This window comes from Anoxybacillus mongoliensis (assembly GCF_014201515.1).
Lineage (GTDB): Bacteria > Bacillota > Bacilli > Bacillales > Anoxybacillaceae > Anoxybacillus > Anoxybacillus mongoliensis.
The window spans coordinates 113,630-126,851 of the sequence record NZ_JACHEQ010000003.1 but is presented as its reverse complement, the minus strand read 5'-3'; the positions used below and the strand labels follow the sequence as shown (position 1 = coordinate 126,851).

The following is a 13,222-nucleotide window of genomic DNA, read 5'->3' as shown; positions in this document are numbered from 1 at the left end:
CAGTGTTAAGAAAAAACACTTTACAAACAAAACGTTTATTGCTAATATACTATCTTGTGTGAAATATTTTCGGAGGTGCTATCATCATGGCAGTAAAAATTCGTTTAAAACGTATGGGTGCAAAAAAATCACCATTCTATCGTATCGTTGTTGCAGACTCTCGTTCTCCACGTGACGGTCGTTTCATCGAAACAATCGGCACATACAATCCTTTAACAGAGCCTGCAGAAATCAAAATTAACGAAGAGCTTGCATTAAAATGGTTGCAAAACGGTGCAAAACCATCTGACACGGTGCGCAACTTGCTTTCAAAACAAGGAATTTTAGAAAAATTCCACAACTTAAAGTACGGAAAGTAATATATGAAGACGTTGCTTGAGACAATTGTTCGGTCACTTGTCGATCATCCGGAATGCGTCGTCATTCGCGAAACGGAACAACAACAATCGATCACATATGCGATTGCACTTCATCAAGAAGACGTTGGAAAAGTGATCGGAAAAAACGGGCGAATGATTCAAGCCATTCGCACCGTTGTTCAAGCAGCAAATGAGTCGAAGAAGCGAATAGACGTACGCATCGAAGAGTAAGGGAGAGGGAGACACCTCCCCTTTTTTCGTTCAGAAAGGCGGTGCGCCATGAAAATCATTCAAACGGTTGAAGTGAAGCAACGACTGACAGAAAAAAGCAAGCAACAACTTATACAACAATTTACAAAACAAAAACAGCAACTTGAACAACAATGTGAGCAGCTCATCTTTGAACAGAAACGAATGGAAAAGCAAACATCGTTTCCACCGAAACAAATTAAAGAAAAGTTTGAACGAGAAATGCAAGTTCGCCGTCGAAAAATAGCAGAACTTGATTTCCTGCTCGAACAATTGCGCATATTACCGATAGGAAGCGAAATAAAAGAACGAGAGGTAGAGGCGATCATCGACGTTCACATTGGTGAGCGTTGGACGCCTCAAAAAACGATTATCATTGAAGATGGAATCGTTGTTGATATACGCGAGGAGTGATCGTTGTGAAATGGTTTCATGTCGGAAAAATTGTCAATACGCATGGCATTCGCGGTGAAGTGCGCGTGATTTCACGCACAGATTTTGCAGAAGAGCGGTATAAAGTCGGAAATGTGCTATATATTTTTATGGAAAACAAGCCGCCAATTGAAGTCAAAGTGGCGAGCCATCGGGTTCATAAGACGTTTGATTTATTAACGTTTGAAGGATACGACAACATTAACTTAGTTGAACAGTTTAAAGGGGCAATCATTAAAGTACCAGAAACCCAATTACAACCGCTTAACGAAGGAGAATATTATTTTCACGAAATTATCGGTTGTACGGTCGTGACAGAAGATGGTGAAACGATTGGCGAAGTAAAAGAAATCTTAACACCGGGCGCTAATGACGTATGGGTCGTCAAACGAAAAAAAGGTGGGGATGTGTTAATCCCATACATTGCAGATGTCGTCAAACAAGTCGATGTAGAAAACAAAACGATTACGATTCATGTGATGGAAGGACTGCTTGACGAATGAAAATTGATGTGCTCACCTTATTTCCAACAATGTTTACTGGTGTGTTCAACGAGTCAATTTTAAAGCGCGCACAAGAAAAAGGAGCAGTCACGTTTCAACTCGTCAACTTTCGTGAATTTGCCGATAATAAACATCAAACGGTGGATGACTACCCTTACGGCGGGGGCGCAGGCATGGTATTAAAACCACAACCGATTTTCGATGCTGTCGATCATTTAACGAAACAAAGCGATCATCGTCCGCGCATTATTTTACTCTGTCCACAAGGTGAACGTTACACGCAAAAAAAAGCAGAGGAACTTGCTAAAGAACAACATATCATTTTCATTTGCGGACATTATGAAGGCTACGACGAGCGCATTCGTGAGCATCTTGTCACAGACGAAATTTCCATTGGAGATTATGTCTTAACAGGCGGAGAACTCGCAGCGATGGTCGTCATCGACAGCGTTGTTCGTCTGCTTCCAGGCGTGCTCGGCAATGAACATTCGCCCGTACACGATTCGTATAGCTCTGGCTTGCTTGAGCATCCACATTATACACGCCCTGCCGATTTTCGTGGCATGAAAGTACCAGATGTTCTTCTTTCGGGTAATCACCGTTTAATTGAAGAGTGGCGTCAAAAACAATCGTTGCGTCGCACATGGCTGCGTCGACCAGACTTGTTGGAGACGTATGAACTAACGGAACAACAAAAAAAATGGATTGAACAATGGGAAAAAAATAAGCGGTAACTCTTGCATCCGGTACATCTTTATGCTAGTATAAACGTTGTGACTTACGTCGCACGTAAAACGATGTTCCGCTGCTATGAACGATAAACATAGGCATGAGCATCTGTTGGAAGGAGATGAAGATGATGCATCATTTAATTCAAGAAATTACAAAAGAACAACTACGTAACGATCTTCCTGAATTCCGCCCTGGTGACACAGTGCGCGTTCACGTGAAAGTTGTTGAAGGAAACCGTGAACGTATCCAAGTATTTGAGGGCGTGGTTATCAAGCGTCGTGGTGGTGGAATTAGCGAAACATTTACAGTTCGTAAAGTATCTTACGGTGTAGGTGTTGAGCGTACATTCCCATTACACACGCCGAAGATTGCTAAATTAGAAGTTGTTCGTCGCGGTAAAGTTCGTCGCGCGAAATTGTATTACTTGCGTCAACTCCGCGGTAAAGCAGCACGCATCAAAGAAATCATCTAACAAACGAAATGATTGCGAGGAGCTTGATCATCAAGCTCCTTTTTCAACATGTATCATATAGGTGGGAGAAGGATGGAAAAACAAAAAAACGAATGGTTTGAATGGTTGAAAGCAATTTTGATTGCCGTAGCGTTAGCAGGAGGCATTCGCTACTTTATTTTTGCCCCGATTATCGTTGAAGGGGAATCGATGATGCCGACGTTACATAACCAAGACCGGATGATCGTCAATAAAATGGCATATAAAATTGGCGAACCAGAACGATTTGATATTATTGTGTTTCACGCCGAAGAAGGAAAAGATTATATTAAACGCGTCATTGGGTTGCCAGGCGATCGGATCGAATATAAAAACGATACGTTATACGTCAACGGAAAGCCTTACAAAGAACCTTACTTAGATGAGGAGAAAAAACAACTGTTTGATGGCCCATTAACGGAGTCGTTTACACTTGAAGAATTGTGGGGACGAAAGACGGTTCCAGAAGGTCATTTATTTGTGCTTGGGGATAATCGTCGGTATAGTAAAGATAGTCGCCATATTGGATTTATTCCGATGGAAAAAGTCGTAGGCAAAACGTCGGTCGTCTATTGGCCTCTTTCTGATGCTCGCATTGTTGAATAACATAATAAAAGTAGGTGGCAACGATGACGATTCAATGGTTCCCTGGCCACATGGCAAAAGCGAAACGGGAAGTAACAGAAAAGCTAAAGCTCATTGATATCGTATTTGAACTAGTGGATGCCCGCATTCCTATTTCATCGCGCAATCCGCTCATTGATGAAATTGTGGCGAACAAACCGCGCATCATGTTATTAAATAAAGCCGATATGGCTGATCCAGACGTCACAAAACAATGGATTGACTTTTTTGCTGCACAACAAATCGAAGCGCTTGCGATCGACTCACAAAGCGGAGCTGGTGTCAAACAAATTGTAGAGGTAGCAAAAGAGAAGTTGCGTCCAAAATTTGAGAAAATGCTTGCCAAGGGGATTAAACGCCCACGGGCGATGCGTGCGTTAATTGTCGGCATTCCAAACGTCGGAAAATCAACGCTCATTAACCGACTCGCTGGAAAACATATTGCCAAAACAGGCGATACACCAGGGGTCACGAAAGCGCAACAATGGATTAAAGTCGGCAAAGAGCTTGAACTGCTTGATACCCCAGGGATTTTATGGCCGAAGTTTGAAGATGAAGAAGTCGGATTAAAGCTTGCGACGACGGGAGCGATTAAAGATACGATTTTAAATTTGCAAGACGTTGCTGTTTATGCGTTACGTTTTTTAGCTATTTATTATCCCGATCGTTTAAAAGAACGGTATGTGCTTTCGCATATTCCAGAGGACATCGTTCAACTATTTGACGAAATCGGAAAAAAGCGTGGCTGTTTAGCTGCCGGTGGCGTCGTCGATTACGATAAAGTAGCTGAGCTTGTGTTGCGCGATATTCGTACAGAAAAATTAGGCCGACTTAGTTTTGACCGCCCGTAAGGTTCGCATAAGCGAGCCTTTATTTTTTTGTTTATTTGTCGATATAAGGTGTAAGGAGTGATGACGGTGAATATACAAGAAATAAAAAAAAGGCTACAAACGATTCACGATGAAACAGATGAATGGTTTCAACAACTATTGCACGATGAACGAAAAGGCGTTCAACGTCTCATTCAACAATGGTATAAGCAAAAAGAAGAAGAAAAGCGCGAACGAGAACGTTGTTTGCATATGTTGCAATATGAGCAGGCGTTATACGATAAAGGGGTACGTTACATTGCTGGCGTAGATGAAGTAGGACGAGGGCCGCTAGCTGGTCCGGTCGTTGCTGCAGCCGTTATTTTGCCAAAGGATGTATATATTCCTTATGTAGACGATTCAAAAAAACTATCGGAAGCAAAACGTGAACAATTGTTTTCTATCATTCAACAAACGGCGCTTGCCATCGGCATTGGTGTTGTCAGCGCACGCGAAATTGACGAGTTAAACATTTACGAAGCAACGAAAAAAGCGATGGTGCAAGCCGTTCAATCGCTTTCCATCGTTCCAGAACATTTGCTTATTGATGCAATGAGCCTCCCGCTATCGATTTCGCAAACATCCATTGTGAAAGGGGATGCACATAGTATATCCATTGCAGCAAGCTCCATTATAGCAAAAGTGACGCGCGATCGCATGATGAAGCAACTAGGTGAAACATATCCGCAATATGGATTTGAACAACATATGGGATATGGCACGAAAGCGCATTTGCAAGCGATTGAACGATATGGAGTCATTGAAGAGCATCGTCGTTCGTTTGCCCCGATTCGCGAGCGATTAAAGCGAGGAGAATGAAATGAACGTTCAATGGCTACGCACATTATTTGATGATGCACAAACGATACGTGTACCAAAAGCACCGACGTTTCAAATTGGCGACATCATCTATGGAAAAATCGAAAAAATAAACGAAGACCGAACAGCGCTCGTTCGGGTTGGAAGTCATACGCTTACAGCTGAACTGCAGTCGCCTGTCAAAGAAGGCGGCACATATACGTTTCATGTACAAAAAACATTTCCGCTTGAGCTAAAAATATTGCAACATACAGAAAAGCTGAAAGATGAAGAGAGCGTCATCCGTCACTTTCGTTTACCGATGAATGAACAAACGAAGGCGCTCGTTCGCTGGATGATGGATGAATCATTTTCGTTTAAAAAGCATGACATGGCGCTCATTCGACAATGGTTACAAACAGGTGGCGAAAAGGAAGCTCAAGCAGTCAAATGGCTATTTATGCACAATTTGCCGCTTCGTGATGATGTGTTTCGTGCGTTCGTCACTTTACAGCATGATAAGCCGCTATATGAACAACGGCTTATGCTTGCGGTGCTCATTGATCGCGCTCATCCAAAAGGAACGTTAGCGACACTTTCTTCCTATTTACGCCATATGCCGACGCTTTCTTCTTTTTCGCCTGAACATATTCAACAACTGCTTGAAGAAACGATGAAACAACAAGATGAATGGTTCGTTTTATTGCAAAAAGCAGCAGAAGAAGCAACAGGTGAGTTAAAAACGGAGATTACCTCATTACTTGATCGGATGAAAGCATATCAGTTTTTATCAACAAATGACCATTCTCTCCAACATATATTTACTCAATTTCCGTTACTCATCGGGACGCACGCAACAGATGTGACGATTCAATGGCGCGGAAAACAACGGGAAAATGGAAAAATGGATACAGACTATTGTCGCATTTTATTTTATTTGACGATGGCGACGTTAAAAGAAACGATTGTAGACGTTCACATTCAACAACGCATCGTTCATATTTCGATCATCAACGACACGCCCCATGTAGAATTGTATGCATCTGCCCTTGAGCCGTCACTAAAGGAGAAGCTTGCTGAACATGGATACACGCTTTCTGCTGTTTCCGTTAAACCGCCGATGAACAAGCGAAGCAAACGATTACCTGTTGAACCATTTTCGTATAAAGGAGTGGATTACCGCGTATGAAACGAAAGCGTGCCGTTGCTTTATCGTACGACGAACAACATATTGCCCCGGTCGTTGTAGCAAAAGGAGAAGGAATGGTTGCCGAGCGTATCATTGAACGTGCGAAACAATACGACGTCCCGATTTACGAAGATAAAACGCTTGCTGCGATGCTCGGACAACTGCAGTTAAATGAGACGATTCCAGAAGAGCTGTACAAAGTCGTTGCTGAAGTATTTGCATTTATTTATCAAATAGAAAAGAAGGTAGAGGAGCGCTCGTGACCGTCGCTTCTTTTTCTTTTGTTAAAGAATTTTCTGTCTAAATGGTAGACAACTGACAAAGTATCATTATACAATGAAAGCGCTAGTACTTTTATTTTTATACATAGGAGGATGGGGTATGAATATTCATGAGTATCAAGGAAAAGAGATCCTCAGAAGCTACGGAGTGAGCGTACCGAACGGCCGTGTAGCATTTACGGTTGAAGAAGCGGTCGAGGCAGCGAAAGAGCTCGGCAGTAGTGTTTGTGTCGTCAAAGCACAAATTCATGCCGGTGGTCGCGGAAAAGCAGGGGGAGTAAAAGTCGCAAAAAGTTTAGAAGAAGTTCGTACATACGCGAGTGAGCTATTAGGAAAAGTGCTTGTCACACACCAAACAGGTCCAGAAGGAAAAGAAGTGAAACGTCTTCTGATCGAAGAAGGATGCGACATTAAAAAAGAATATTACATCGGGCTTGTTGTTGACCGTGCGACGTCCCGCGTCGTTTTAATGGGCTCAGAAGAAGGCGGAACAGAAATTGAAGAAGTCGCAGCAAAAACGCCAGAGAAAATTTTTAAAGAGTACATCGATCCAGCTGTCGGTTTACAAGCGTTTCAAGCGCGTCGCATGGCGTTTAATATCAACATTCCGAAAGAGCTTGTCAATCAAGCGGTCAAATTTATGTTAGGGTTATATCAGGTGTTCGTTGAAAAAGACTGCTCAATCGCTGAAATTAACCCGCTCGTTGTGACAGGAGACGGAAAAGTCATGGCGCTTGATGCAAAGCTCAACTTCGATTCTAACGCGCTATATCGTCATAAAGACATTTTAGAATACCGCGATTTAGATGAAGAAGATCCAAAAGAAATTGAAGCATCAAAATATGATTTAAACTACATTTCTCTTGATGGAAACATCGGCTGCATGGTAAACGGTGCGGGCTTAGCGATGGCTACAATGGACATTATTAAATATTACGGTGGGGAGCCAGCAAACTTTTTAGACGTTGGTGGCGGTGCGACAACAGAAAAAGTAACGGAAGCATTTAAAATCATTTTATCTGACCCGAAAGTAAAAGGTATTTTCGTTAATATTTTCGGTGGCATTATGAAATGCGACGTCATCGCAAACGGCATTGTTGAAGCGACAAAACAAGTCGGCTTAAACCTTCCGCTTGTCGTTCGTTTAGAAGGAACGAACGTCGAATTAGGGAAAAAGATTTTAGAAGAGTCTGGACTAAACATTACAGCCGCTGAATCGATGGCAGACGGCGCGCAAAAAATCGTTTCGCTAGTAAGCTAATAGAAGGGATGGGAGAAACGTGAGCGTTTTTGTTAATAAAGAGACGAAAGTAATCGTGCAAGGAATTACAGGTTCACAAGGATTGTTCCATACGAAACAAATGATTGAATATGGCACAAACATCGTCGGCGGGGTGACCCCAGGAAAAGGCGGTACAGAAGTAGAAGGTGTGCCTGTGTTTGATACGGTTTCAGAAGCGGTTGAAAAAACGGGAGCGAACGCCTCAGTTATTTACGTTCCACCGGCATTTGCAGCAGATGCGATTATGGAAGCTGTTGATGCAGAAATCGACTTAGTTGTTTGTATTACAGAAGGCATTCCTGTGTTGGATATGGTTAAAGTGAAGCGCTACATGGAAGGCAAGAAAACGCGCTTAATTGGTCCAAACTGCCCTGGTGTCATCACTCCAGAAGAATGCAAAATCGGCATTATGCCAGGTTACATTCATAAAAAAGGTCATGTCGGCATCGTTTCGCGTTCTGGTACGTTAACGTATGAAGCGGTACATCAATTAACACAAGCGGGCATCGGTCAATCGACAGCGGTTGGTATCGGCGGTGACCCAGTCAACGGAACAAACTTCATCGACGTATTAAAAGCGTTTAACGAAGATGAAGACACATATGCCGTCATTATGATCGGTGAAATTGGTGGAACAGCAGAAGAAGAAGCAGCAGAATGGGTGAAAGCGAACATGACAAAACCGGTTGTCGGCTTTATCGGTGGACAAACAGCGCCTCCAGGAAAGCGTATGGGACACGCTGGTGCGATCATTTCTGGCGGCAAAGGGACAGCCGCAGAAAAAATTCAAACGATGACTGCATGCGGCATTAAAGTGGCTGAAACGCCGTCTGTGATCGGCGAAACGCTCATTTCTGTACTAAAAGAGCGCGGCTTATACGAAAAATGTAAAACACATTAATCGTCCAATCGTCCTAAGGAACAAGCCTTAGGACGATTTTTATAAAAAAGGAGGGGTACGGATGTACGATACCGTTCGCGAACGGCTCATTCATCTACATCATTGTCGTGGTATTGGATGGAAAAGTATCGCACGACTGCTCCATGTTGACCCATCGCTTGCCTCCATTTTTCAACTTCCTTCTCATCAACTCCAACAATTACTGCCGATTTCTCAAAAACATTTCACTGCTTTTTTCCATGATTTGCATTGTCACAAGTTGAAACGTATGATAAAAACATATGAGGAACAAAACATTCATATTGTAACAATAAAGGACGATAGCTACCCGGAGTGGCTAAAACATATATATGATCCACCGTGGGTACTATATGCGAAAGGCAATGTGGCATTGCTTAAGCGAAAAAAAATGATTAGCGTCGTCGGAACAAGAACACCAACTCGGCAAGGAATTACAGCGATGCACATCGTACTCCCGCCACTGATTCAAAACGGTTGGGTCGTTGTGAGCGGGTTAGCCAAAGGCATCGATGCGGAAGCCCATCGGTTATGTTTGAAATACTGTGGTGAGACGATTGGTGTCATTGCTGGTGGACTACATTATATGTACCCGCCTGAAAACGAATCATTATTTCGACAATTAGCGACAACGCAATTAATTATTTCCGAATGTCCACCGTTTGTTCGTCCACAAACTTGGCATTTTCCGATGCGCAATCGCATCATTAGCGGTTTATCGCTCGGTACGCTTGTCGTACAAGCGAAAGAGCGAAGCGGTTCTCTTATTACTGCTCATTTTGCGCTCCAACAAGGGAGAGAAGTGTTTGCGATTCCTGGCGACATCACAACAAAAGAGGCGCTTGGGACGAATCGATTAATTCAGCAAGGAGCGAAATTAATATTGTCAAGTGAGGATATTTCGGAAGAATTTCGACACCTTTTTACATGAACGAAAGAAAAAATCGAAAAATGATGTTTGACAAATGAACGAATCATCATTAATAATAATGAAGATTTTACTTTACGAATTACCTCTTGAGGGAGGACAAAATGATGTCAGACTACTTAGTCATTGTAGAGTCGCCAGCAAAGGCGAAAACGATTGAAAGATATTTAGGAAAAAAGTATAAAGTAAAAGCATCGATGGGTCACGTGCGCGATTTGCCGAAAAGCCAAATGGGCGTTGATATACAAAATGATTATGAACCGAAGTATATTACGATTCGTGGAAAAGGCTCCGTGATTAAAGAGCTGAAGGCGGCAGCAAAAAAGGCAAAAAAAGTATTTCTTGCCGCCGACCCGGATCGTGAAGGAGAAGCGATTGCATGGCATTTAGCACATTTACTTGACTTAAATACGGACTCGCCATGTCGTGTCGTATTTAACGAAATTACGAAAGATGCCATTAAACAATCATTTGAACAGCCGCGCGCCATTAATATGCATTTAGTTCACGCTCAACAAGCGCGACGCGTGCTCGATCGTCTTGTCGGCTACAACATTAGCCCACTGCTTTGGAAAAAAGTAAAAAAAGGATTAAGTGCAGGACGCGTGCAATCTGTTGCCCTTCGCTTAATTATTGATCGAGAAAAAGAAATTCAATCGTTCCAGCCTGAAGAATATTGGACGATTCAAGGAACGTTTGTTAAAGGCAATGATGTATTTGAAGCGCAATTTTATCGCCTTGATAGTGAAACGTTCGATTTAAAAACAGAACAAGATGTCCAACATGTATTAAGCCATATTCAAGGCAATGAATTTGTTGTTACAGCGGTAACGAAAAAAGAGCGCAAGCGCAATCCCGTTGCCCCGTTTATTACATCGTCGTTACAACAAGAAGCTGCGCGTAAGTTAAATTTCCGCACGAAAAAAACGATGATGGTTGCCCAACAACTATATGAAGGAATTGACCTTGGAAGCGAAGGAACGGTCGGTTTAATTACATATATGCGTACAGACTCAACGCGCGTATCAGAAAGCGCCCAACAAGAGGCGATGCAGTATATTGAACAGACGTTCGGCACATCATATGTAGCAACAGAAAAAAGAAAAGAAAAACAAAAAGCGAATGCGCAAGATGCTCACGAAGCCATTCGTCCAACGTCCGTTTGGCGCCATCCTAGCGCGATTAAACCGTATGTCACGCGCGATCAATATCAGCTATATAAACTCATTTGGGAGCGCTTTATCGCAAGCCAAATGGCGCCAGCTGTACTGGATACAGTAGCGATCGAACTTTCAAACGGCTCAGTCGTCTTTCGTGCGACAGGTTCGACAGTCAAGTTTCCGGGCTTCATGAAAGTGTATGTCGAAGGAACGGACGATCCGAAAGATGAACAACAGCGACTATTGCCAGATTTTGCGGAAGGAGAGCGCGTGTTTAGTAAAGATATCGAAGGAAAACAACATTTTACGCAGCCTCCACCGCGTTATACGGAAGCTCGCCTTGTGAAAACGTTAGAAGAGCTCGGCATCGGTCGCCCATCGACATATGCTCCAACGCTCGATACGATACAAAAGCGCAATTATGTGACGCTTGAAAATAAGCGATTCGTTCCAACCGAACTCGGTGAAATTGTGCTCGATTTAATCATGCAATTTTTCCCAGAGATTTTAGATGTCGAATTTACAGCTAAAATGGAAAAAAATTTAGATGATATCGAAGAAGGAAAAGTTGAATGGGTGCGCATTATTGATGAATTTTATCGCGAGTTTGAAAAACGATTAAAAATTGCTGAAGTTGAAATGGAAAAAGTTGAAATAGCCGATGAATCAGCTCATATCGATTGCGAAGTATGCGGAAGCCCGATGGTATATAAAATGGGGCGGTTCGGAAAGTTTATTGCTTGTTCGAACTTCCCACAATGTCGCCATACAAAAGCGATCGTCAAAGACATCGGTGTGAAATGTCCACGCTGCCACGAAGGAAACATTGTAGAACGAAAAAGTAAAAAGAAACGCATGTTTTATGGGTGCGATCGTTTTCCAACATGCGATTTCGTTTCGTGGGATAAACCGATCAGTCGACCGTGTCCAAAGTGCGGTGGCATGCTTGTTGAGAAAAAGGGAAAGAAAAGCGTACTCATTCAATGTACACAATGTGAATATCACGAACAACAGTAAGGTGAGGCGCATACCCTCACCCATTTTATCGAGGAGGGAATATCAATGGAAGTAACAGTGATTGGAGCAGGATTGGCAGGAAGTGAAGCTGCATGGCAACTCGCGAAGCGTGGCATTCGTGTAAAATTGTATGAAATGCGTCCGGTCAAACAAACGCCTGCGCATCATACTGATAAATTTGCTGAGCTTGTATGTAGCAACTCCCTGCGAGCAAATACGTTAACGAATGCGGTCGGTGTGTTGAAAGAAGAAATGCGCCGATTAGATTCTGTTATTATGAAAGCAGCGGACTCTTGTTCTGTACCAGCTGGTGGCGCTTTAGCTGTTGACCGTCATGAATTTGCCGCAAAAGTAACAGAAATGGTAGCGAATCATCCGAATGTGACTGTTGTGCGCGAAGAGGTGACAACGATCCCAACAGGTCCGACAATTATTGCGACAGGTCCGTTAACATCGCAGCCCCTTTCCGAGCAACTTCAAGCGTTAACAGGCGAAGAATATTTATATTTTTACGATGCCGCAGCACCAATTGTTGAAAAAGAAAGTATCGATATGGAAAAAGTGTATATAAAATCTCGCTATGACAAAGGCGAAGCGGCGTATATTAACTGTCCGATGACGGAAGAGGAATTTGAGCGGTTTTATGATGCGCTCATTTCTGCTGAAACTGTTCCTTTAAAAGAGTTTGAAAAAGAAATTTATTTTGAAGGATGTATGCCCATTGAAGTGATGGCACGACGCGGGAAAAAGACGTTGCTCTTTGGACCGATGAAACCTGTCGGCTTAGAAGATCCGCGTACAGGCAAGCGTCCTTTTGCAGTCGTGCAGCTTCGTCAAGATGATGCCGCTGGAACGTTATATAACATTGTCGGTTTCCAGACCCATTTAAAATGGGGCGCACAAAAAGAAGTCATCCGGCTCATTCCAGGGCTTGAACAAGCAGAAATTGTGCGTTACGGCGTCATGCATCGCAATACGTTTATTAATTCGCCGAAACTATTAAAACCGACGTATCAATATAAGGAAAGGGAAGATTTATTTTTCGCAGGACAAATGACCGGTGTCGAAGGATATGTTGAGTCAGCCGCATCAGGACTTGTGGCAGGGATTAACGCCGCGCATTATGTGCTTGGAAAAGAGCTTGTTGTGTTTCCGCAAGAAACAGCAATCGGTAGCATGGCGCACTATATTACATCAGCGAATCCGAAACATTTTCAACCGATGAATGCAAACTTCGGTCTTTTTGCCCCGCTTGATGAGATGATTAAAGATAAAAAGATAAAAAATGAACGGTATGCACAACGGGCGTTAGAAACGATTCAGAATTTTTTAAAAAAGTTGTAAAATTCATTGCAAGAGCTACTAAATTATGCTACTATTTAGTAGCTCT

General features: G+C 42.8%; 16 protein-coding genes. All 16 read left to right on the top strand.

Annotation, left to right across the window (positions count from 1 at the left end; all coding sequences use genetic code 11):
* The first annotated feature begins 86 nt into the window (after positions 1 to 86).
* Positions 87 to 359, top strand: coding sequence for a 30S ribosomal protein S16 (rpsP, locus tag HNR43_RS04280; protein ID WP_004891099.1), 273 nt, complete (start codon positions 87 to 89; stop codon positions 357 to 359).
* A gap of 3 nt (positions 360 to 362) precedes the next feature.
* Positions 363 to 590, top strand: coding sequence for a KH domain-containing protein (locus HNR43_RS04275; RefSeq protein ID WP_032099744.1), 228 nt, complete (start codon positions 363 to 365; stop codon positions 588 to 590).
* Between the two features lie 48 nt (positions 591 to 638).
* Positions 639 to 1,022 (top strand): YlqD family protein, encoded by a 384-nt coding sequence (locus HNR43_RS04270; protein ID WP_183241601.1) that lies wholly within the window; start codon positions 639 to 641, stop codon positions 1,020 to 1,022.
* Entirely contained in the window at positions 1,022 to 1,543 is a 522-nt protein-coding gene (rimM, locus tag HNR43_RS04265) for a ribosome maturation factor RimM (RefSeq protein WP_280790527.1), read from the top strand. The genes HNR43_RS04270 and rimM overlap by 1 nt, the downstream gene beginning before the upstream one ends.
* Positions 1,540 to 2,277, top strand: a complete 738-nt coding sequence (trmD, locus tag HNR43_RS04260) for a tRNA (guanosine(37)-N1)-methyltransferase TrmD (RefSeq protein WP_183241598.1) — start codon at positions 1,540 to 1,542, stop codon at positions 2,275 to 2,277. The genes rimM and trmD overlap by 4 nt, the downstream gene beginning before the upstream one ends.
* Positions 2,278 to 2,402: 125 nt before the next feature.
* The gene (rplS, locus tag HNR43_RS04255; RefSeq protein ID WP_003394943.1) at positions 2,403 to 2,747 is read left to right on the top strand and encodes a 50S ribosomal protein L19; all 345 of its coding nucleotides are present in this window, start codon (positions 2,403 to 2,405) and stop codon (positions 2,745 to 2,747) included.
* A 72-nt stretch (positions 2,748 to 2,819) separates the two neighbouring features.
* Complete coding sequence (lepB, locus tag HNR43_RS04250; RefSeq protein ID WP_183241596.1) at positions 2,820 to 3,371, top strand: signal peptidase I; 552 nt, start codon at positions 2,820 to 2,822, stop codon at positions 3,369 to 3,371.
* 14 nt (positions 3,372 to 3,385) lie between these two features.
* Positions 3,386 to 4,240, top strand: coding sequence for a ribosome biogenesis GTPase YlqF (gene ylqF / locus HNR43_RS04245; protein WP_183241594.1), 855 nt, complete (start codon positions 3,386 to 3,388; stop codon positions 4,238 to 4,240).
* Positions 4,241 to 4,297: 57 nt separating this feature from the next.
* Entirely contained in the window at positions 4,298 to 5,077 is a 780-nt protein-coding gene (locus HNR43_RS04240; protein ID WP_183241592.1) for a ribonuclease HII, read from the top strand.
* 1 nt (position 5,078) lies between these two features.
* Positions 5,079 to 6,245 carry a hypothetical protein gene (locus HNR43_RS04235; RefSeq protein ID WP_183241590.1) on the top strand — a complete coding sequence of 389 codons (1,167 nt, stop codon included), beginning with the start codon at positions 5,079 to 5,081 and terminating at the stop codon, positions 6,243 to 6,245.
* Positions 6,242 to 6,508: an EscU/YscU/HrcU family type III secretion system export apparatus switch protein gene (locus HNR43_RS04230; RefSeq protein ID WP_183241588.1), complete on the top strand. Its 267-nt coding sequence runs from the start codon at positions 6,242 to 6,244 to the stop codon at positions 6,506 to 6,508. Before HNR43_RS04235 ends, HNR43_RS04230 begins: the two co-directional genes overlap by 4 nt.
* Positions 6,509 to 6,626: 118 nt before the next feature.
* The gene (gene sucC, locus HNR43_RS04225; protein WP_183241586.1) at positions 6,627 to 7,787 is read left to right on the top strand and encodes an ADP-forming succinate--CoA ligase subunit beta; all 1,161 of its coding nucleotides are present in this window, start codon (positions 6,627 to 6,629) and stop codon (positions 7,785 to 7,787) included.
* A gap of 19 nt (positions 7,788 to 7,806) precedes the next feature.
* Positions 7,807 to 8,709: a succinate--CoA ligase subunit alpha gene (gene sucD / locus HNR43_RS04220; RefSeq protein WP_183241584.1), complete on the top strand. Its 903-nt coding sequence runs from the start codon at positions 7,807 to 7,809 to the stop codon at positions 8,707 to 8,709.
* Between the two features lie 61 nt (positions 8,710 to 8,770).
* Complete coding sequence (gene dprA, locus HNR43_RS04215; RefSeq protein ID WP_183241582.1) at positions 8,771 to 9,658, top strand: DNA-processing protein DprA; 888 nt, start codon at positions 8,771 to 8,773, stop codon at positions 9,656 to 9,658.
* Positions 9,659 to 9,762: 104 nt separating this feature from the next.
* A complete protein-coding gene (topA, locus tag HNR43_RS04210) occupies positions 9,763 to 11,832 on the top strand; it encodes a type I DNA topoisomerase (RefSeq protein ID WP_183241580.1) in 2,070 nt (689 codons plus the stop codon).
* 45 nt (positions 11,833 to 11,877) lie between these two features.
* Positions 11,878 to 13,176, top strand: coding sequence for an FADH(2)-oxidizing methylenetetrahydrofolate--tRNA-(uracil(54)-C(5))-methyltransferase TrmFO (gene trmFO, locus HNR43_RS04205; RefSeq protein WP_183241578.1), 1,299 nt, complete (start codon positions 11,878 to 11,880; stop codon positions 13,174 to 13,176).
* The last annotated feature ends 46 nt before the right edge of the window (positions 13,177 to 13,222 follow it).